The following is a 19,464-nucleotide window of genomic DNA, read 5'->3' as shown; positions in this document are numbered from 1 at the left end:
TTCGTCACGGCACGCCAGCCGCAGGTACCGTCGAGGCTGGCCAACGAGGGCCCCCGAGCCGCCGGCCACCGGCCGCCGTCATCGACCACCTGCTCCACGCGGTACCCCCGCCACAGCCGGTCGTCGCAGGAAGGAACACCATGTCGGATGTCGTGACCGCGCCGGTGCAGCTGATCGTGGACGGCCAGTCGCGGGACCTCCCGATCGTGCCTGCGACCGAGGGGAACGACGGCATCGTCGTCTCGTCGCTGCTGCGCGACACCGGCCTGGTCACCGTCGACCCCGGCTTCATGAACACCGCGTCCTGCGAGTCGAAGATCACCTACATCGACGGCGACGCGGGCATCCTGCGCTACCGCGGCTACCCGATCGAGCAGCTCGCCGAGCAGGCGACGTTCCTCGAGGTGGCGTACCTGCTGATCCACGGCGCGCTGCCGACGCCGACGGAGCTCGACGCGTTCACGGAGCGGGTCAACCGTCACACGCTCGTGCACGAGGACTTCCGCACGTTCATGGGGACGTTCCCGCGCAACGCGCACCCGATGGCCGTGATGTCGTCGGCGATCAACGCGCTGTCCACGTTCTACCCGGAGTCGCTGGACCCGCAGGACCCCGAGACGGTCGAGCTCGCGACGGTGCTGATCCTCGCGAAGACGCGGACCATCACGTCGTACGTGCACCGCGCCTCCAAGGGTGAGCCGCTGCTGTACCCGGACTACTCGCGCGGGTACGTCGAGGACTTCCTGCGGATGACGTTCGCGGTCCCCTACCAGCAGTGGGACCCGGACCCGGTGGTGGTCCAGGCGCTCGACAAGCTGCTCATCCTGCACGCGGACCACGAGCAGAACTGCTCGACGTCGACGGTCCGCATCGTCGGCTCGTCGCAGGCCAACCTGTACGCGTCGGTGGCCGCGGGGATCAACGCCCTGTCCGGCCCGCTGCACGGCGGCGCCAACGAGGCCGTGCTCAAGATGCTCACCGAGATCCAGCAGAACGGCGGCGACGCCACGGACTTCATGCGTCGGGTCAAGGACAAGGAGCCGGGCGTCCGGCTCATGGGCTTCGGCCACCGCGTCTACAAGAACTACGACCCGCGCGCGGCGATCGTGAAGAAGAGCGCCGACGCGGTCCTCGCGGCCCTCGGCAAGGACGACGAGCTGCTCGACCTGGCTCGCGGCCTCGAGGAGATCGCGCTCAGCGACGACTACTTCATCTCCCGCAAGCTGTACCCGAACGTCGACTTCTACACCGGGCTGATCTACAAGGCCATGGGCTTCGACGAGCGGATGTTCACACCGCTGTTCGCGCTCGGTCGGATGCCCGGCTGGATCGCCCAGTGGCGCGAGATGATGCTCGACCCGCAGACGAAGATCGGCCGCCCGCGGCAGATCTACACGGGGGAGACAGCCCGCGACTACGTGCCGGTGGACGCCCGCTGATCGGGACCGCCGCGGCGGCCGCGTGAGGCGAGCCCGGGACTACGTGCCGGTGGACGCCCGCTGATCAGCCGGCGAGCGTCACGACGACGCTTCCGGGGCTGACGGGCTCCGCGTCGGGCACGGTCGACCACGTGTCGCCCTCGCCGCGGTCCCACACCTGGTCGGCGACCTCGACACGTGTGACCGCGAGGGGCTGCGCGACGGCGACCGCCCACTGCGCGACGGCCCACCCGAGCCGGTCCCGGTCGGTCTCGGGCCCGAGGGGCCCGGCGTCGATCGACACGTCGATCTCGCCGTCGGTGCTGGGCTGCACCTGCGCGGGCAGGTCGCCGAGGTCGCGCCGGACCCGGTCGACGAGCGCCTGCGCCGACCCGCTGCCGGGCTGGGCGTCGGCGAGCGTGCAGGTCAGCGCGTTCGGCGACCACCCGGTGAGCGCGGACGCGTAGGCCCGGGCCACCCCTTCGTGCTGCGCGTAGGCGTCGGGGAACCCGGAGCGCTGCACGGCCTGGGCCGCCTCGGTGACGGACAGCTGCTCGTAGCCGTCGACCTGGGTGAGCCCGTCATAGAACCGCCCCGTCGAGTACACGGGGTCGAGGATCTCCTCGGGCGTCCCCCAGCCCTGCGAGGGTCGCTGCTGGAAGATGCCGAGCGAGTCGCGGTCGCCGCCGGGCAGGTTGCGGAGCTTCGACTCCTGCAGGGCGGTGGCGAGCGCGATCGTGACCGCGCGGGCCGGGAGGGTGCGCCGGACGCCGACGGCGGCGACCAGGGCGGCGTTGTCGGACTGGTCGGGGTCGAGGAACCACCGGGTCCCGTCGACGTCCGCCGCGCACCGTTCGGCGACCGGCGTGGCGTCGTGCTGGCGCAGGACGGTCACGACGACGCCCACGGCGGCCGCGAGCACGACGAGCACGACGACGAGCCCGCACCCGGCGCGGGCGGCGCGGCGGCGGCGTGCCCCTCGGCGAGCCACCCGTCAGTTGGCGTGCAGGGCGGCGTTGAGCTCGACGCCCGAACCCTGACGCGCGACCGCCTCGACGCCGCCGGTGAGCGAGTTGCGGCGGAACAGCACGCCGTCGACGCCCGCGAGGTCCCGGGCCTTGAGGATCTTCGGCTCGTCGCCGCCGACCAGGGTCACCTTCGTCCCGGCGGTGACGTACAGGCCGGCCTCGACCACGCAGTCGTCGCCGAGCGGGATGCCGACGCCCGCGTTCGCGCCGAGCAGGCTGCGGCGGCCGATGGAGACGACCTCGCGCCCGCCGCCGGACAGAGTCCCCATGATCGAGGCGCCGCCGCCGATGTCGGAGCCGTCGCCGACGACGACACCGGCGGAGATCCGTCCTTCGACCATCGACGTGCCGAGGGTGCCCGCGTTGTAGTTGACGAAGCCCTCGTGCATCACGGTGGTCCCAGGCGCGAGGTGGGCGCCGAGCCGCACGCGGTCCGCGTCGGCGATCCGGACGCCGGACGGGACGACGTAGTCGACCATCCGCGGGAACTTGTCGACGCCGAGGACGCTGACGGGGACCCCGGTCGCGGCACGCAGGCGGGCCCGGGTGGTCTCGAAGCCGTCGACCGCGCACGGGCCGCGGTCGGTCCACACGACGTTGGGCAGCACGGCGAAGATGCCGTCGAGGTTCTGGCCGTGCGGGGCGACGAGCCGGTGCGAGAGCAGGTGCAGGCGCAGGTACGCGTCCGCGGTGTCGACGGGGGGCGTGTCGAGGTCGACGACGGTGCGGACCACCTCGACCCGCACGCCGCGGAGGTCGTCGGTCCGCTCGGCGGCCGTGAGGTCGGCCGGTGCGTCCGCGTCGTCGGCGGGAGCGCCGAGCTCGGGGGCGGGGTACCAGACGTCGAGGGTGGTGCCGTCGTGGGTCACCGTGGCGAGGCCGAAGCCCCACGCCGTGCGCGCAGTCATGGCGCCAACCCTAGGACAACGGCGACCGCTTCCCGTGCCGTCGGCGACGCGGATGACGGGCCGGTTCCCGCGTGCGCGGGCGGGGCAGGCGGCGGGCCGGAGGGCCTGCGTCGCGCCGGGCTAGGGTCTCTCGTGTGACCGACCGACCCGCACCCGCCGCCCCCACGTCCGACCCCACGGCGGTGCCGACGGTGCGCCTGGACCTGGACGGCGATCTCGTGGATCTCACGCGGGCGCTGTGCGACCTGCCGTCGGTGAGCGGCGACGAGCGGGCGATCGCGGACGCCGTCGAGGAGGCGCTCCGGGCGTACCCGCACCTCGAGGTGCTGCGGGACGGCGACGCGGTCGTGGCCCGCACGTCGACGGGCCGGCCGACGCGTGTGGTGGTCGCCGGGCACCTCGACACGGTGCCGATCGCCGACAACCTGCCGACGCACGTGGTCGGCGAGGGCGTGCACGCCGAGATCTGGGGTCGCGGCACGGTCGACATGAAGGCGGGCGTCGCCGTGCAGCTCGCACTGGCCGCGGAGCTGGCGACCCCGACGCACGACGTCACGTGGGTGTTCTACGACCACGAGGAGGTCGCCGCGGACCTCAACGGCCTGGGTCGGTTGTCGCGCGAGCACCCGGACTGGCTCGCCGCGGACTTCGCGGTGCTGTGCGAGCCGACGGCGGGCGGCCTGGAGGGGGGCTGCAACGGCACGATGCGGCTCGAGGTCAGGCTCGAGGGCGTCGCCGCCCACTCGGCACGCGCGTGGGTGGGGCGCAACGCCGTGCATGCCGCCGGGGAGGTCTTGCGGCGGCTCGAGGAGTACGAGCCCCGGTCCGTCGAGGTCGACGGGCTCGTCTACCGCGAGAGCCTCAACGCCGTGCTCATCTCGGGCGGCACCGCGGCCAACGTCATCCCCGACGCGTGCGTCGTCACGATCAACTACCGCTTCGCCCCGTCGACGTCGGTCGAGCAGGCCGAGGCGCACGTCCGCGAGCTGCTCGACGGGTACGACGTGGTGGTCGTCGACGCCGCACCCGGCGCCCGCCCGGGGCTCGACGACCCCGCCGCACGTGACTTCGCCGCAGCAGTCCTCGCCGTGACGGGCGGCGTGCCGGCCCCGAAGTACGGCTGGACGGACGTCGCCCGGTTCTCGGCGATGGGCATCCCCGCGGTCAACTTCGGGCCGGGCGACCCGCTGCTCGCGCACAAGGCGGACGAGCGCTGCCCGGTGTCGCAGATCGCGGTGTCGCACCTCGCCCTGCGGGCCTGGCTGACCGCCTGACGGTGTCGGGCCGGTGACGGCTCTGCGACGAACGGGCGACAGCCGCTCATCACCCGCTCGGGGCGGCGCGTCCGCGCGGTTCACGCGCTTACAGTCGAACGCATGAGCGACGACGGTCAGCCCGCTCCGGGCCACGGCTACCGCAAGGGTCCGGTGCTGCTGCGCGGGCAGCAGATCCCGACCACCACGTCCGACCAGCGGCTGCTGAGCCGGACCGACCCGGCCAGCTGGCTGCACGACGACCCGTGGCGGGTCATGCGGATCCAGAGCGAGTTCGTGGAGGGCTTCGGCGCGCTCGCGGAGGTCGGTCCGGCGGTGAGCGTGTTCGGCTCCGCCCGTGTGCCCGTCGACCACCCGGACTACGCGCTCGGGGTCGAGGTCGGCAGCCGGCTCGCGGAGGCCGGGTACGCGGTCATCACCGGCGGCGGCCCCGGGATCATGGAGGCCGCGAACTGCGGCGCCAAGAAGGCGGGCGGCCTGTCGGTCGGGCTCGGCATCGAGCTGCCGTTCGAGCAGGGCATGAACGACTTCGTCGACCTGGGCGTGAACTTCCGCTACTTCTTCGCGCGCAAGACGATGTTCGTGAAGTACTCCGAGGGCTTCGTGGTGCTGCCCGGCGGGTTCGGCACGCTCGACGAGCTGTTCGAGGCGCTCACCCTGGTGCAGACCCACAAGGTCATCAGCTTCCCGATCGTCCTCGTGGGCACGGACTATTGGAGGGGCCTCATCGAATGGGCCTCCGGACCGGTGCTGGAACGCGGCATGATCTCTCCCGTGGACCTGGACCTCATCAAGCTCGTGGACACCGCCGAGGAGGCGGTCGCGATCGTGCTGGAACGGGGCGCGGAGCTGCGCGCCGAGGAGGAGCGCGCCGCCGCGGCGACCGCGCAGGCCCAGCAGGCGGCCGAGAGCACCACCCGGTGACGGGCGGGCCTGCGGCCGACGTGGGGGCGGTGCCCGGTCGGGTCCCGCCCGCCGGCGCCCCGCTGCGGCTGCGGGACCGGGTCATCGGGCCCGACCGCCCGGTGGTGATGGCGGTCGTGAACCGTACCCCGGACTCGTTCTACGCGCCCGCCCGGCACGACGACGCCTCCGCGGACGCCGCCGTCGCGCGGGCCGAGGAGGAGGGCGCCGACATCGTCGACCTGGGCGGCGTCCGGGCCGGCCGCGGTCCCCGGGTGGAGCCCGACGAGGAGATCGCCCGGGTCGTGCCGCTCGTCGCGCGCGTCCGGCGTCGGCACCCCGGGCTGCTCGTGAGCATCGACACGTGGCGCGCCGAGGTCGCGCGGGCCGCGGCGGACGAGGGCGTCGACCTGGTCAACGACACGTGGGCCGGTCACGACCCCCGGCTCGTTGAGGTCGCGGCGGAGCGCGGCCTGGGCGTCGTGTGCTCCCACACGGGCGGTGCCCGGCCGCGCACGGACCCGTTCCGGGTCGCGTACCCGCGGTCGGCGTCGCGGTCGGGGCCGGGGACCGGTGACGCGTTCGACGAGGTCGACGGCGTGCTCGACGACGTCGTCGCGACCGTCTCGGCCGCGGCGGCCCGCGCGGTCTCGCTCGGCATCGATCCCGGGAGCGTGCTCGTCGACCCGACGCACGACTTCGGCAAGAACACCTGGCACTCGCTGCACCTCGTGCGCAGGACGCAGACGCTGGTCGCTCTGGGGCACCCTGTCCTCATGGCGTTGTCGCGCAAGGACTTCGTGGGCGAGTCGCTCGACCTGCCCGCCGAGGAACGGCTCGAGGGCACGCTCGCGGCGACGTCGGTCGCGGCCTGGCTCGGCGCCCGGGTCTTCCGAGCGCACGACGTGGCGGCCACCCGGCGCACGCTCGACATGGTCGCGACGATCCGCGGCGACCGGCCGCCCGTGCGCGCCGTGCGGGGCCTGGCGTGACCGCGCCCGCGGGGGCGCCCGCCACGCAGGACGGCGAGGAGCCGGCACCCGTCGCGTCGCGCTGGGACCCGCGCACGTGGCCGTGGTGGTGCCAGACGCTCGCCGTCTACGCGGCGGCGCGGCTGTTCAGCGCGATCGCGTTCGTCGTGACCGCGCAGCACCAGGTCGAGAGCTACTTCGGTCCCGCCGCACCGTCCTACCTGCAGTTCACGGGCGGCTGGTGGGACGCGCTGTGGTACCAGCAGATCGCCGAGGGCGGGTACCCGTCCGAGCTGCCGCGGGACGAGCAGGGCGTCGTCCAGCAGAACCCGTGGGCGTTCTTCCCCCTCTTCCCGATCCTGGTCCGCGGTCTCATGGCGGTCACGACCGCGCCCTGGCACGTCGTCGCTCCGATCCTCGCCCTCGTGCTCGGCGGCGCCGCGACCGTCGTCATCTACCGGCTCGTCGAGAAGGGGGCACCGCGGGCGGTCGCGGCCCGGCCGGGCCTGCCGCTCGCGACGGTGCTGCTCGTCAGCGTCTTCCCGACGGCTGTCGTCCTGCAGGTCGGATACACCGAGTCCCTCGCGCTGCTGCTCATCGCGTCCGCCCTGCTGCTCCTCGTCGAGCGGCGGTACCTGCTGACCGCCGTCGTCGTCCTGGCCCTCGGCTTCACCCGGGCGGTGGCCCTGCCGATGGCGGCGGTGATCGTCGTGCACGCGGTCGTGCGCTGGTGGGGGAGCCGCAAGGGGACCGACCACCTGGGCCTGCGGGACGCGGGCGGTCTGGTCGCGCTCGCGGCGTCCGCGGTGGTCTCGGGGGTCGCGTGGCCGTTGATCTGCGGCTGGGTGACGGGCGAGAAGGACGGGTACCTGCTGACCCAGGAGTCGTGGCGCGGGGTGCACGAGGTCGTCCCGTTCGGGGCGTGGGGGTACGTGTCGCACTTCTGGTTCGGCGAGTGGGCGTGGTGGGTGGTCGGTGCCGGCGCGCTGCTCGTGCTGGCGGTCCTCGTGGTGCCGGCGGCCTGGCGGCTCGGCAACGAGCTGCACACGTGGCCGGCCGCGTACGTGCTGTACATCGCGGCGGCGATCGAGCCTGGCAGCAGCCTCGCCCGGTTCCTGCTGCTGGCCTTCCCGTTCGCCGCCGTGACGGCCGGCGTGGTCACCCGTCCCGCCGTGGCCCGGCGCCTGTGGCTGGGGGCCGTGGTCGCGGTGATGCTCGGGCTGCAGCTCGTGTGGATCTGGAACACGTGGCGGCTCACGCCGCCGTACGGCTGGCCGCCCTGACGGGAGCTCGCGGACACTGGACGTGCGTCCGGCCGTACCCCCGTTCATACGCCCGGTCGGGGGTCTCGACGTACGTCGACCGAGGTAGGGGCCCTCGCGGTCGACTAGGATGAACGCGGACAACCGGCAGCTCGGGCCGTCGGCCTGTGCGCGCGAGCGCACGGGTGCGGCCCGGTCCGGACGCACGAGGCGAAGGAGAGGCCCCGCATGGCCGCGATGAAGCCGAGGACCGGTGACGGACCGCTCGAGGTGACCAAGGAGGGACGAGGCATCGTGATGCGCGTCCCGCTCGAGGGCGGTGGACGGCTGGTGGTCGAGCTCAACGCGACCGAGGCCGCCGAGCTGGGCGAGGCTCTGACGTCCGTCGTCTCCTGACGGCGGACGCCGATCGCATGGCACGGACCACGGACGCGCGACCCCGGTCGGCACCTGACACCGTGATCGGCCGGACCCCGCCGGCCGTCGTGCTCGACGGCGCCGAGCTCGGCACGTCGGCGCTCCTGACGGACGGGTCCACGGACGCCGTCGCCGTCCCGGTCGCCCCCGCAGGGCCGGGCGACGAGGGCGTCCAGCCGCGCGAGGGCACCGCGGAGGCCGCGGCCCGGTTCGGGCTGGACCTCGCGGAGATCGCCGAGCGGGTGCGCCTCACGGGTGCGCCCGGCGAGTCGTACGTGCTGCAGCTCCCGCGGCCCGTCGGCTCGTCGGTGGTGCTGCCCTGGTCCGACCTCCCGCCGCGGCTGGTGCTCGTCGGCGTCGGCGAGGGGACACCGGGCGACCTGCGCCGGGCGGGCGCCGCGCTCGCCCGGGCCACGCGCGGGCTCGGTCGGGTCGTCACCACGCTCGGCGCGCACCGTGGCCAGTCGGCCTCCGACCAGGCGACGGCGGCCCGCGCGCTCACGGAGGGGTACCTCCTGGCCGCGTACACGCCGCCGAGCGCGGCCGCGCGGACGGCCCCCGAGACGCCGCCCGCGGAGCTGGTCCTGCTGGGTCGGGACGGCGGCCGGGCTGCTGCGGCGGTCGAGGCGGGACGGGTCGCCGCGCAGGCCACGTGGCTGGTCCGCGACCTCGCGACGACGCCGTCGAGCACCAAGAACCCCGCATGGATGGCCGACCAGGCGGTCCGGCTCGCGACGGCGGCCGGGCTCGAGGTCGAGGTGCGCGGCCCGCGCGAGCTCGAGGCCCAAGGCTTCGGGGGGATCGTGGCCGTCGGCGCCGGCTCGGCGTCGCCACCCCGGCTCGTCACCGTCGGCTACACGCCGTCGACGACCGGTGGTGGCGCCCACGGGGTCCGGCACGTCGTCCTCGTCGGCAAGGGCATCACCTACGACACGGGCGGGCTGTCCATCAAGCCGCGCGAGGCGATGGTGCCGATGAAGACGGACATGACCGGTGCCGCGGTGGCCCTGGCTGCCGTGCTCGGTGCCGCGCAGGCCGGGGTCGGGCACCGCGTGACGGCGGTGCTGCCGCTCGCCGAGAACCACTTCGGAGGGGCGTCGTACCGGCCCGGGGACGTCCTGCGGCTGTTCGGGGGCACCACCGTCGAGATCGCGAACACCGACGCCGAGGGGCGCCTGGTGCTCGCGGACGCGCTCGCCTGGGCCGACGCCGCGCTCGACCCCGACGTGCTCGTGGACGTCGCGACGCTGACCGGGGCGGCGACGCTCGGGCTCGGCAAGCAGCACGCCGCGCTGTACGGGTCGGACGACGACCTCGTCGCCGCGCTCGTCGAGGCGGGCGACGCGTCGGGCGAGCTCGCCTGGCACATGCCGCTGGTCGACGAGTACGAGGAGGCCGTCCGGTCGGACGTCGCCGACCTGCGGCACGTGCCGTCCGACAAGCGGATCGGGGGCGGGTCGATCACGGCCGCGCTGTTCCTGCGCCACTTCGTCGGGCAGCGCCGGTGGGCGCACCTCGACATCGCCGGCCCGGCGCGTTCGACGGCGGACCGCCACGAGGTGACCGAGGGGGCGACCGGGTTCGGTGCCCGGCTGCTGCTGCGGTACCTGTCCGACCTGCAGTGACGCACGCCTGAGCCGGCCCGCCCGGACAGGGCGGCGCGCGCCCCGAGGGCAGCGGGTGGGGGTCGCGTCAGCGGCGCACGGCCACCAGCAGCCCGTCCCCCGACGGGAGCATCGCGGGCAGCAGGCGCTCGTCGCCGCGCACCGTGCGACCGACCTCGCGGATGATCGTCGTCAGCTCGTCGCGGCGCGCCGGGTCCGCCACCCGGTCGTGCCACAGGGCGTTGTCCACGGCGAGCACACCCCCGGGCCGCAGCAGGCGCACGGCCTGCTCGACGTAGCCGGGGTACGACTCCTTGTCCGCGTCGACGAACACCAGGTCGTACCCGCCGTCCGTGAGGCGCGGCAGCACGTCGAGCGCCCGGCCCGAGATGGTCCGCGTCCGCGTCGGCCGGACACCCTCCTCGGTGAACGCCTCCTTCGCGGCACGCTGGTGCTCGACCTCGAGATCGATCGTGGTGAGCACGCCGTCCGTGGGCATGCCCCGCAGGAGGTAGAGGGAGCCGACGCCCGTCCCCGTGCCGATCTCGACGACCGCGCGCGCACCGGCGGCTGCGGCGAGCACGGACAGGGCCGCGCCCGCGCCCGGCAGCACCGGCGTGCACCCGAGCTGCGCGGCGCGCTCCCGGGCGCGCAGCAGCACGTCGTCCTCGGGGAGGAACTCCTCGCTGTAGACCCAGCTCTGGGCCTTGTCGGTGGAGATGGCGGCCTCCCGGCGGTGCTGGTGGTGCGTCTGGACGTCGTCTGGCGAGGTGCGGCGGACGTGCCGCGAAAGCGCTGGTGGGCGCTGGTCGCGGCCAGCCTATCGGCCGCCTCGGCGGGGGCACCGCAGGCGGCACCGGGCACCTCGTGCGGGTGAGGCCGGAACTTCCGGGGCCTGCGCGGCGTTGCTCCGGTTCGTACGGGTCGGCAGGACCTGGGACACTGAGGACCCGCACCGACGTGGTACGCGCCCGAGCACACGCAGCACGCACCGCACCACCCGAAGGAGCACCGAGGACATGACCGCGCAGCCGGCTGCCTGGCAGCCGCCGACGTGGGAGCAGATCGTGCGCGAGCACTCCGCGCGCGTCTACCGCCTCGCGTACCGGCTCACCGGGAACCAGCACGACGCCGAGGACCTCACGCAGGAGACGTTCGTGCGGGTGTTCCGCTCGCTCGGCACGTACACGCCCGGGACGTTCGAGGGCTGGCTGCACCGCATCACGACGAACCTCTTCCTCGACCAGGCGCGCCGCAAGCAGCGGGTCCGGATGGACGCGATGGGCGAGGAGCAGGAGCGCTACGCGTCCACCGACCAGCTCGCGGCGCCCGAGCGGGCCTTCGAGCACGCGCACCTCGACCACGACGTGCAGCGCGCCCTCGACGAGCTGCCGCCGGAGTACCGGGCCGCGGTCGTCCTGTGCGACATCGAGGGCCTGTCGTACGAGGAGATCGCGGTCACGCTCGGCATCAAGCTCGGCACCGTGCGGTCCCGCATCCACCGGGCACGGGCCCGCCTGCGTGAGTCGCTCGGCCACCGCGCCCCGGGCGCCTCAGGGACCGTCCCCGCACCCGCCCGGGCGTCGCGATGACGCACCTCGGGTCGTGGATCAGCGCGCTGGTCGACGGTCAGCTGTCCGTCGCCGCCACCGAGCGCGCGCTCGCGCACGTCGCCGGGTGCCCGCAGTGCGCCGCCGACCTGGCCGCGGCGCGCGCCGCACGCACGGCGCTGTCGTCGTCCGCGGACGACGTGCAGCCCACCGCCGACCTGACCGCGCGGCTGCTCTCGCTGGCACCGGCGGCCGACGCACCGGTCCGGTTCGGTGCCGACCCGTTCGCGCCGCCGCCGCGGCGCAGCCGTCCCGAGCTCGCGTCGTACGGGCTCACCGGCGGCGTCGCCGCGCGCGCCTGGGCAGGACGCACCGGCGCGCCGCTGCGCGGCCAGGTCGCCCCGCGCCGCTCACCGGTGCGGCTCGCCGCCGGCTCGGTCGCCGGGCTCGGCGCCGTCGCGGCGATGCTGTTCGTGCTCGGGGAGCGGCCCGACGTCGTCCCGGTCGGCAGCCCCGGCGCGGACCTCGAGGCGCTCGCAGCAGCCGTCCCCACCGGTCCGGGCACCGCCGTGTCCACGCGCTGGGCGCCGGACCCGGTGTCGGCGGTGGCCGTGGACGACGACACCCTCGGCTGGCTCCGGTCGCACGGGTGGTCCGTCCCGCAGTCGCTGCCGTCGGGCTGGTCCGTGGCCGCGGTGCGCTGGTCGGGTGACGACGCGACGGTGCTGGAGGTCGACGTCGCGACCCCCACGGGGTCGTTCGTCGTGACCGAGCAGCAGGGCCGCCTCGACACCGAGCAGCTCGCCGCCGTGCCCGTCCAGCAGGTCCGGGGGCGCGACGTGTACGTGCTCGCGTTCGAGCCGTGGCACGTGGCGTGGCAGGCGGACGCGACCGTGGTCCAGGTGATCGGCTCGGCGCAGGACGACACGGACGTCGACGCTCTCGTGGGAGCCTTTCCCGGTGGCACCTTCGACGACGGGGTGCCGGCGCGGATGACGCGCGGCTGGGACACGGTGACAGGAGCTTGGCAGCGCCCATGACGAACCCCGACGACGACGCCGTGCACCGTCCCGCGCCGATGCCGGACCCTCAGCCGGACCCGCAGCCGCACGCGTCGTCGGTGGACCACGCGCAGGCCGAGGCCGCCGCCGAGCCCGCCCCTCTGTTCGCACCTCCCGGGCCGCGCAGCTGGTCGGTGCCCGGCACCGGTGCGGCGCCGACCTCGCCGGTGACGCCGCACGGGCCCGTCCCGGGCGCCGCGCCCGTGTCGGACAACCCGTTCGCCGCGCCGCACCGGCCGTCCGCGCACGCGTCGGGCGTCGCCCACGCTCCCGGCTCGCCGTACGCGCCGGGCACCCCGGGGGGCGCGCACGTCTCGCACGCGTCGTCCGCGCACGCGCCCGGACCGTACGCGCACGGGGTGCCCGCGGCGCACGCGTCCGGGCCGTACGCACCCGGGACGCACGTGGCCGGCCCGCACGCCGCGGACCCCCACGGCCCGCACGCACCTGCCGGTCTCGTCGGCCCCACGGCGGGCCCCCGGCGCCGGCGGCGCACCCTGTCGGTGGCGTGGGTCGTCCCGCTGGTGGCCCTCGCGCTGGTCGCGGGCGTGGTCGGCGGCGTGCTCGGCTCCCGGATCGGCCCGGACCCGCACCTCGCGGACGCGGGCCTGCCGGTCGCCGCGGCGGGCTCCGGCTCGCAGAGCGTCGACCGCGCGCCCGACTCGGTCGCGGGCATCGCCTCGAAGGTCCTGCCGAGCGTGGTCTCGATCCAGGTGGACGGGCCGTCGGGGACGGCGACGGGGTCGGGCTTCGTGCTGCGCCAGGACGGCTACGTCGTGACGAACAACCACGTCGTCGCGGACGCGGCGGACGCGTCGACGTCGATCACGGTGACGTTCTCCGACGGGAGCGAGAAGCCCGCGACGATCGTCGGGCGCACCTCGGAGTACGACCTGGCCGTCGTGAAGGTCGACGTCGAGGGCCTGACCCCGCTCCTGCTGGGCGACTCGGACACCGTGGTCGTCGGCGACCCGGTCGTCGCGATCGGTGCGCCGCTGGGCCTGGCCGGCACGGTGACGACCGGGATCGTGAGCGCGCTCAACCGGCCGGTGTCGGCGGGCGACGAGACGGACACGGCCTTCATCAACGCGATCCAGACCGACGCGGCGATCAACCCCGGCAACTCCGGCGGCCCCCTCGTCGACGGCTCGGGTGCGGTCATCGGCATCAACTCGGCGATCGCGCAGCCGCCGGGGTCGCTGAGCGAGGTCGGCGGCAGCATCGGTCTCGGCTTCGCGATCCCGTCGAACCAGGTGCGGCGGACGGCCGAGCAGCTGATCGAGACGGGTCACGCGACCTACCCCGTCATCGGTGTGCTGCTGGACCAGCGCTACGTGGGCGAGGGTGTCGCGGTCTCCGCGGTCGACCGGGACGGCACCCCGGCGATCACCCCCGACGGACCGGCCGACCGGGCGGGCATCCACCGGGGCGACATCATCCTCGCGATCGACGGCCGGCCCGTGACGGACCCTGACGAGCTCATCGTCGCGATCCGTGCCCGGACGCCCGGCGACACGGTCGTGCTGCACGTGCGGACGGGTTCCGACGAGCGGGACGTCCGCGTCCGGCTCGACGAGGGCCCCGCGAGCTGACCGCCGACGCTCGCTGAGGCGGCCGGATGCGCCGGGCCCGTGCCCGGCCGTCCCGCAACGCCCCCGGGGGCCCAGGAGCGGGGGGTACCCTGACCGGGTGTTCGGGATCAACGGCGGAGAGCTCGTGGTGCTCCTCGTCGTCGCGGCGCTCGTCATCGGGCCCGAACGCCTCCCTGCCTACGCCGAGCAGCTCGGCACGTGGGTGCGTCGTGCGCGCCGGTTCGCGCAGGACGCCAAGGCCCGGGTCGACGAGGAGCTGGGCGAGGAAGCCCGCGACATCGACTGGGCGTCGCTCGACCCCCGCCGGTACGACCCGCGGCGCATCGTGCGCGAGGCGCTGCTGGAGGACACGGCCCCGGCGCGCCCGGTGACGGTGCCGTCCACGTCCCGCCCGACCGCGGGGCGGGTGCCCGGTGGGCTCGCCGCGGGGGCGACGTCGACGGCCGTGGGCGGTGAGCCGAGCTGGCGGGCTCCGTTCGACGACGAGGCGACCTGACGCCGACGTCACCCGACCACCCGAGCGCGGGCACCGCCGGCGCTCGAGGCTCCTGAGCCCGCCTTCCGCACAGCCCCGCGGCCCCCGCGCCGCGCCCGACAGAATGGTCTGATGGTCCGCATGGTCACGGCCCCGCACCGCTCGCGCATCTTCTCCGGGATGCAGCCGACGTCCGACTCGCTCCACCTGGGCAACTACCTGGGCGCGCTGACCCAGTGGGTGGCGCTCCAGGACGACCACGACGCGATCTACTGCGTGGTCGACCTGCACGCCCTCACGGTCGGCCCGGACCCGGCGGTCCTGCGTGAGCGCACGCGCCGCACGGCCGCCCAGTACCTGGCGGCGGGCGTCGACCCGGCGCGTTCGATCCTGTTCGTGCAGTCGCACGTCCCCGAGCACGCGGAGCTGGCCTGGTTGCTGTCGTGCCAGACGGGGTACGGCGAGGCGAGCCGGATGACGCAGTTCAAGGACAAGGCGGCGAAGCAGGGCACGGACGGCACGACGGTCGGCCTGTTCACGTACCCGGTGCTCATGGCGGCGGACATCCTGCTGTACGGCACGGACCTGGTGCCCGTCGGTGAGGACCAGCGTCAGCACCTCGAGCTCACGCGGGACCTCGCGCAGCGCCTGAACAGCCGCTTCGGCAAGGACACGGTCGTGGTGCCCGAGGCGCACATCGTCAAGGCGACGGCGAAGATCTACGACCTGCAGGAGCCGACGGCGAAGATGAGCAAGAGCGCCGAGAGCCCCAACGGGCTGATCGAGCTGCTCGACGACCCGAAGGTCGTCGCCAAGCGCATCCGCTCGGCGGTCACGGACACCGAGCGGGAGATCCGGTTCGACACGGCCGCCAAGCCGGGCATCTCGAACCTGCTCACGATCTACTCGGCGCTCTCGGGCACGGACGTCGCGACGCTCGAGCGGCAGTACGAGGGCAAGGGCTACGGCGACCTGAAGAAGGACCTCGCCGAGGTCGTCGTCGACTTCCTCACGCCGTTCCAGGCGCGGGTCAACGGCTACCTGGCGGACCCGTCGTCGCTCGACGCGGTCCTCGCCGACGGCGCGGACCGGGCGCGCGAGCTCGCGTCGCCGACGCTCGACCGCGTGTACGACCGGCTGGGCCTGCTGCCGCGGCGGACGGCCCGGCGGGGTCTGCACGCGGCCGACGGCTCGCCGCGCGACGCCTCCTCGGGCGCGTCCGACGGTGCGGCTGCGGCTGCGGGCGCGGCTGACGGTGCCGCTGACGGTGCGGCACCGGACGTGGTCAGGGCCGGGGCGTGAGGTTGCCGGAGCGATCCGGCAACCAGGTCCGGATCGGCGTCGCGATCACCGTGCCGGAGCCGTACGGCTCCGAGCTGCAGGCGGCCCGTGCCCGTTTCGGCGACCCGTGGGCGGACTTCATCCCGCCGCACATCACGCTGCTGCCGCCGACGGTCGTCGAGCACGACGCGATGCCCGGGATCGACGCCCACCTCGCGGACGTCGCCGCGCAGCACGCGCCGTTCGTCGTCCGGCTGCGGGGGACCGCGACGTTCCGCCCGGTGTCGCCGGTCGTGTTCATGCAGCTCGTCGAGGGCATCTCCGGCTGCGAGGGGCTCGAGGCGGACGTCCGGGCGGGGGTGCTGGCGCAGGAGCTGCGGTTCCCGTACCACCCGCACGTGACGATCGCGCACGAGGTCCCCGACGCCCAGCTCGACATGGCGTTCGACGGGATGGCCGACTTCGACGCGACGTTCGTCGTGACGCACCTGCACTGCTACGCGCACGGCGACGACGGCGTGTGGCGTCCGTCGCGGGACTTCGTCCTCACCGGGCCCGAGCCTGACGGGACGGGGACGGCGGCCGGGACGGGGGCCGACGTCGGGGCCTCGCGGCCCGCGGATGCCGGGAGCGTGACGTCGACCTAGGGTCGTCGCATGGCGGCAGGCGCGGCACGGCGGCCGGACGAGGACACCGCCGGCCCCGCGGTCGGCGAGGGTGCCGCGCACGTCCACGCGGCGGCCGTCGCACCGGACCCGCCGGGCAAGCCGGGCAGGCAGGGCGCAGGGAGCGCGCGACCGTCGCTCGTCGACCGCGCGAAGGCCCTGATGGAGTGGTGGAAGCACTCCCGCCCGGGTCGGGCGAACGCCCGGTTCGGGGCACGCGGCGGCGGGCTGCTCACCGGGGGCATCGCGTACGCGGCGCTGTTCTCGGTGTTCGCCGGGCTGACGATCGGGTACACGGTGTTCATGGCCGTGCTCGGCGGCAACGACGAGCTGCGGCAGAAGGTGCTCGACTCGCTGTCGGCGTCGTTGCCCGGCCTGCTGAGGACCGACGAGGGCACGGGTCTGATCGACCCCGACGCGCTCGTCCTGAGCCCCACCCTCACGGCGGCGGGAATCGTCGCGCTGGTCGTGCTCGTGCTCAGCGCGCTGTCGGCGACGGCGGCGCTCCGCACGGGGGTGCGGGCGATGTTCGGTGCCGTCGGCGGCGAGAACGCCGTGATGGGCAAGCTGCGCGCGCTCGTCGGCTTCGTCGGCATGGCGGTGGCCGTGCTCCTGTCGGCGTTGCTCACGACCGCCGTCGGGGCCGCGACGCAGTGGCTCCTGCAGGTGGTCGGCTGGACGGGCACGTCGAGCCTCGCGGTCCGGGTGGTCGGCATCGCGGTGGCGTTCGTGGTCGACGTCGGGACGTTCCTGCTGGTCGTGAAGGTCCTCGCGGGGGAGAACCCGCGCTGGCGGGACCTGTGGTGGGGGTCGGTCATCGCGGCCACCGGGATCGGGGTGGTGCGGATCCTCGGGACGTCGGTGGTCGCGGGCAGCGCGAGCCGGAACCCGCTGCTCGCGTCGTTCGCGGTGATCGTCACGCTGCTGGTGTGGATCAACCTGATCTCGCGCATCGTGCTGCTGGCGGCGGCGTGGACGGCGGACCCGCCGCTCGAGGAGCCCGCGGGCGAGGATGCGACGCCGGCCGGTCCCGCCGAGCCGCGCCGGGGGTGACGGCGACGGTCCGTCACCCGTCCGGAGGCATGCTGCGGGCGGCGCGCCGTGCGGGCGGGTCGCGGGCGCTGACCTCGGCCGCCGTGCTGACTATGCTGACCGACGACCTCACGCGGGCCGGCCGGCGCCGGCGCACCAAAGGACACCGATGACCAGCCCGACCTCGCGCCCGACCGTGGTCGGGTCGTGCCGCCGGTGGGACGGGTCCGCCCGATGACCGTGGACGGCGTGCGTCTGGAGGTCGGGGTCGCGACCGACCGCGCGGGGCGTGCGACGAACGAGGACACCGCGCTCGCGCTGCGCGGCGTGTACGTCGTCGCGGACGGGATGGGCGGCCACGAGGCGGGCGAGGTCGCGAGCGGCATGGCGATCGAGACCGTCCGGGCGCTCGTGGGCACCACGCCGGACCTGGAGACGGTCCGTGCGACGCTGCGCGCCGCGCACGCGCGCCTGCGGGACCTGCCGTCGTCGACGGGTCGCCGGCCGGGGACGACGATGACGGGCGTGATCCTCACCGAGCACGAGGACCTGCCGTGCTGGATCGTGCTGAACGTGGGCGACTCCCGGACGTACCGGATGGCGGGCGGGGTGCTCGAGCAGGTCACGCGGGACCACTCGGAGGTCGCGGAGCTGGTGGCGAGCGGCGTCGTCGCGGCCGAGGAGGCGTCGCGGTACCCGCGCCGGCACGTGGTGACCCGGGTGCTGGGCGGTGGCGCGTCGGAGGTCGACCCGGACCTGTGGATGTTCCCGGTGAGCCCGGGCGACCGGATGCTGGTGTGCTCGGACGGCCTGACGGACGAGCTCACGGACGCCCGGATCGAGGCGGCGCTGCGGGCGACGCCGGACCCGCAGGACGCGGCGGACCGCCTGGTCGGCGAGGCCCTGGCAGCCGGGGGCGCCGACAACATCACGGCCGTGGTGGTCGACGCGACGCTCGCGCGCTCCTGAGCGTCAGACGGTCGAGGCGGCTCGTCGGGCGAGCGCGTGGGACCGGCTCGACCGCATGCCGTCGACGGTGAGGATCACGAGCGCCGTCCAGACGAGGCCGAACCCCCACCACCGGGCGGGCGGCATCTGCTCGTGCAGCACGACGACGCCGATGAGGAACTGCAGCACCGGGGTGATGTACTGCAGCAGCCCGATGGCGGTGAGCGGGAGCCGTCTGGCCGCGGCGCTGAACAGCAGCAGGGGCACGGCGGTGACGACGCCGGCCGACGCGAGGAGCACGGCGTGCCCGGCGCCCTCGGTGCCGAACGTGCCGGTGCCCTGGATCCCGGTGACGACGAGGTAGCCGAGCGCGACGGGGGCGAGGACGAGCGTCTCGGCGGCGAGGCCGGGCACGGCCTCGACGGACCGGCCGACGCGGTTCTTGACGAGCCCGTAGATCCCGAAGCTGGCCGCGACGGTGAGCGCGATCCACGGCAGCCGGCCGTACCCGGCGGTGATGACGACGACGGCGGCGGCACCGAACCCGAGCGCGACCCACTGCACCGGGCGCACGCGTTCGCGCAGCACGAGCACGGCGAGGCCGACGGTGACCAGCGGGTTGATGAAGTACCCGAGGGCCGCGTCGACCACGCGGTCGGTGAGCACGCCGATGACGAACGCGAGCCAGTTGACCGCGAGCAGGACGCCCGCCAGGGCGAGCAGCCGCATGGTGCGTGCGTCGCGCAGGGTGGTCCGGAACGAGCCCCACGTCCGGGTCACGGACAGCAGCACGAGGCAGAACAGCAGGGACCAGACCACCCGGTGGGCGATGATCTCGACGGCTCCGGCGGGCTGCAGCAGCGGGAAGTACAGGGGCAGCGCACCCCACAGGACGTACGCGCCGATGCCGGTGCCGAGTCCGAGGCGGTCGAGCGGGGTGGGAGCGGGTCGGGGGGCGGGGGAGCGGTCGGGCACCCGACGAGCGTAAGCGGCGGTTGACGACAGCCCGGACGCCCCCTAGTGTCCGATTGCTGCAAGTTTCATGAGCGTTGCACCTTCTGTTGCAGGAGGCGTG

19 protein-coding genes are annotated in these 19,464 nt (G+C 74.6%); 15 read left to right on the top strand and 4 right to left on the bottom strand.

Annotated elements, in window-relative coordinates; translation table 11 throughout:
- The first annotated feature begins 140 nt into the window (after nucleotides 1-140).
- Nucleotides 141-1,439 carry a citrate synthase gene (locus Cch01nite_RS01515; RefSeq protein WP_203747632.1) on the top strand — a complete coding sequence of 433 codons (1,299 nt, stop codon included), beginning with the start codon at nucleotides 141-143 and terminating at the stop codon, nucleotides 1,437-1,439.
- Between the two features lie 64 nt (nucleotides 1,440-1,503).
- On the opposite strand, the gene Cch01nite_RS01510 is transcribed toward Cch01nite_RS01515, so the two are convergent.
- Both Cch01nite_RS01510 and dapD read right to left on the bottom strand, forming a co-directional pair.
- Nucleotides 1,504-2,409, bottom strand: a complete 906-nt coding sequence (locus tag Cch01nite_RS01510; protein ID WP_203747630.1) for a hypothetical protein — start codon at nucleotides 2,407-2,409, stop codon at nucleotides 1,504-1,506.
- Between the two features lie 3 nt (nucleotides 2,410-2,412).
- Complete coding sequence (gene dapD, locus Cch01nite_RS01505) at nucleotides 2,413-3,354, bottom strand: 2,3,4,5-tetrahydropyridine-2,6-dicarboxylate N-succinyltransferase (RefSeq protein ID WP_203747628.1); 942 nt, start codon at nucleotides 3,352-3,354, stop codon at nucleotides 2,413-2,415.
- Nucleotides 3,355-3,536: 182 nt separating this feature from the next.
- On the opposite strand from dapD, the gene dapE reads away from it, so the two are divergent.
- The 6 genes from dapE to Cch01nite_RS01475 all read left to right on the top strand — a co-directional run bounded on the left by dapE (nucleotide 3,537) and on the right by Cch01nite_RS01475 (nucleotide 9,806).
- Nucleotides 3,537-4,628, top strand: coding sequence for a succinyl-diaminopimelate desuccinylase (gene dapE / locus Cch01nite_RS01500; RefSeq protein ID WP_203748120.1), 1,092 nt, complete (start codon nucleotides 3,537-3,539; stop codon nucleotides 4,626-4,628).
- A gap of 102 nt (nucleotides 4,629-4,730) precedes the next feature.
- On the top strand, nucleotides 4,731-5,552 hold the full coding sequence (locus tag Cch01nite_RS01495) for an LOG family protein (RefSeq protein ID WP_203747627.1): 822 nt from the start codon (nucleotides 4,731-4,733) through the stop codon (nucleotides 5,550-5,552).
- Between the two features lie 29 nt (nucleotides 5,553-5,581).
- Complete coding sequence (gene folP / locus Cch01nite_RS01490; protein ID WP_203747626.1) at nucleotides 5,582-6,523, top strand: dihydropteroate synthase; 942 nt, start codon at nucleotides 5,582-5,584, stop codon at nucleotides 6,521-6,523.
- Nucleotides 6,520-7,785, top strand: a complete 1,266-nt coding sequence (locus Cch01nite_RS01485) for a putative hexosyltransferase (RefSeq protein WP_203747624.1) — start codon at nucleotides 6,520-6,522, stop codon at nucleotides 7,783-7,785. Before folP ends, Cch01nite_RS01485 begins: the two co-directional genes overlap by 4 nt.
- Nucleotides 7,786-7,992: 207 nt before the next feature.
- Complete coding sequence (locus Cch01nite_RS01480) at nucleotides 7,993-8,160, top strand: DUF3117 domain-containing protein (protein ID WP_013772033.1); 168 nt, start codon at nucleotides 7,993-7,995, stop codon at nucleotides 8,158-8,160.
- A gap of 17 nt (nucleotides 8,161-8,177) precedes the next feature.
- The gene (locus tag Cch01nite_RS01475) at nucleotides 8,178-9,806 is read left to right on the top strand and encodes a leucyl aminopeptidase family protein (protein WP_203747622.1); all 1,629 of its coding nucleotides are present in this window, start codon (nucleotides 8,178-8,180) and stop codon (nucleotides 9,804-9,806) included.
- 67 nt (nucleotides 9,807-9,873) lie between these two features.
- Here Cch01nite_RS01475 and Cch01nite_RS01470 read toward each other — a convergent pair whose 3' ends face one another.
- Nucleotides 9,874-10,506: an O-methyltransferase gene (locus tag Cch01nite_RS01470; RefSeq protein ID WP_203748117.1), complete on the bottom strand. Its 633-nt coding sequence runs from the start codon at nucleotides 10,504-10,506 to the stop codon at nucleotides 9,874-9,876.
- Between the two features lie 298 nt (nucleotides 10,507-10,804).
- Here Cch01nite_RS01470 and sigE point away from each other — a divergent pair, with 298 nt between their 5' ends.
- The 8 genes from sigE to Cch01nite_RS01430 all read left to right on the top strand — a co-directional run bounded on the left by sigE (nucleotide 10,805) and on the right by Cch01nite_RS01430 (nucleotide 18,410).
- Entirely contained in the window at nucleotides 10,805-11,377 is a 573-nt protein-coding gene (gene sigE / locus Cch01nite_RS01465) for an RNA polymerase sigma factor SigE (protein ID WP_203747618.1), read from the top strand.
- Nucleotides 11,374-12,375 carry a zf-HC2 domain-containing protein gene (locus Cch01nite_RS01460; RefSeq protein WP_203747615.1) on the top strand — a complete coding sequence of 334 codons (1,002 nt, stop codon included), beginning with the start codon at nucleotides 11,374-11,376 and terminating at the stop codon, nucleotides 12,373-12,375. Before sigE ends, Cch01nite_RS01460 begins: the two co-directional genes overlap by 4 nt.
- Nucleotides 12,372-13,988: a S1C family serine protease gene (locus tag Cch01nite_RS01455; protein WP_239069722.1), complete on the top strand. Its 1,617-nt coding sequence runs from the start codon at nucleotides 12,372-12,374 to the stop codon at nucleotides 13,986-13,988. Before Cch01nite_RS01460 ends, Cch01nite_RS01455 begins: the two co-directional genes overlap by 4 nt.
- Nucleotides 13,989-14,085: 97 nt before the next feature.
- Nucleotides 14,086-14,484 (top strand): twin-arginine translocase TatA/TatE family subunit, encoded by a 399-nt coding sequence (locus Cch01nite_RS01450; RefSeq protein WP_203747612.1) that lies wholly within the window; start codon nucleotides 14,086-14,088, stop codon nucleotides 14,482-14,484.
- Between the two features lie 111 nt (nucleotides 14,485-14,595).
- Nucleotides 14,596-15,765: a tryptophan--tRNA ligase gene (trpS, locus tag Cch01nite_RS01445; RefSeq protein WP_203747610.1), complete on the top strand. Its 1,170-nt coding sequence runs from the start codon at nucleotides 14,596-14,598 to the stop codon at nucleotides 15,763-15,765.
- Nucleotides 15,762-16,391, top strand: coding sequence for a 2'-5' RNA ligase family protein (locus Cch01nite_RS01440; protein WP_203747608.1), 630 nt, complete (start codon nucleotides 15,762-15,764; stop codon nucleotides 16,389-16,391). The genes trpS and Cch01nite_RS01440 overlap by 4 nt, the downstream gene beginning before the upstream one ends.
- 9 nt (nucleotides 16,392-16,400) lie before the next feature.
- Complete coding sequence (locus Cch01nite_RS01435) at nucleotides 16,401-17,462, top strand: YihY/virulence factor BrkB family protein (RefSeq protein ID WP_203747606.1); 1,062 nt, start codon at nucleotides 16,401-16,403, stop codon at nucleotides 17,460-17,462.
- 213 nt (nucleotides 17,463-17,675) lie between these two features.
- Entirely contained in the window at nucleotides 17,676-18,410 is a 735-nt protein-coding gene (locus Cch01nite_RS01430; protein ID WP_203747604.1) for a PP2C family protein-serine/threonine phosphatase, read from the top strand.
- A 3-nt stretch (nucleotides 18,411-18,413) separates the two neighbouring features.
- Here the strand turns inward: Cch01nite_RS01430 and rarD are convergent, their stop codons facing one another.
- Complete coding sequence (gene rarD, locus Cch01nite_RS01425) at nucleotides 18,414-19,364, bottom strand: EamA family transporter RarD (protein WP_203747602.1); 951 nt, start codon at nucleotides 19,362-19,364, stop codon at nucleotides 18,414-18,416.
- Nucleotides 19,365-19,464: the final 100 nt, after the last annotated feature.

It is taken from the genome of Cellulomonas chitinilytica, assembly GCF_016862675.1.
GTDB classification, from domain to species: Bacteria; Actinomycetota; Actinomycetes; order Actinomycetales; family Cellulomonadaceae; genus Cellulomonas; species Cellulomonas chitinilytica.
This window is presented reverse-complemented; position numbering and strand designations above follow the sequence as displayed.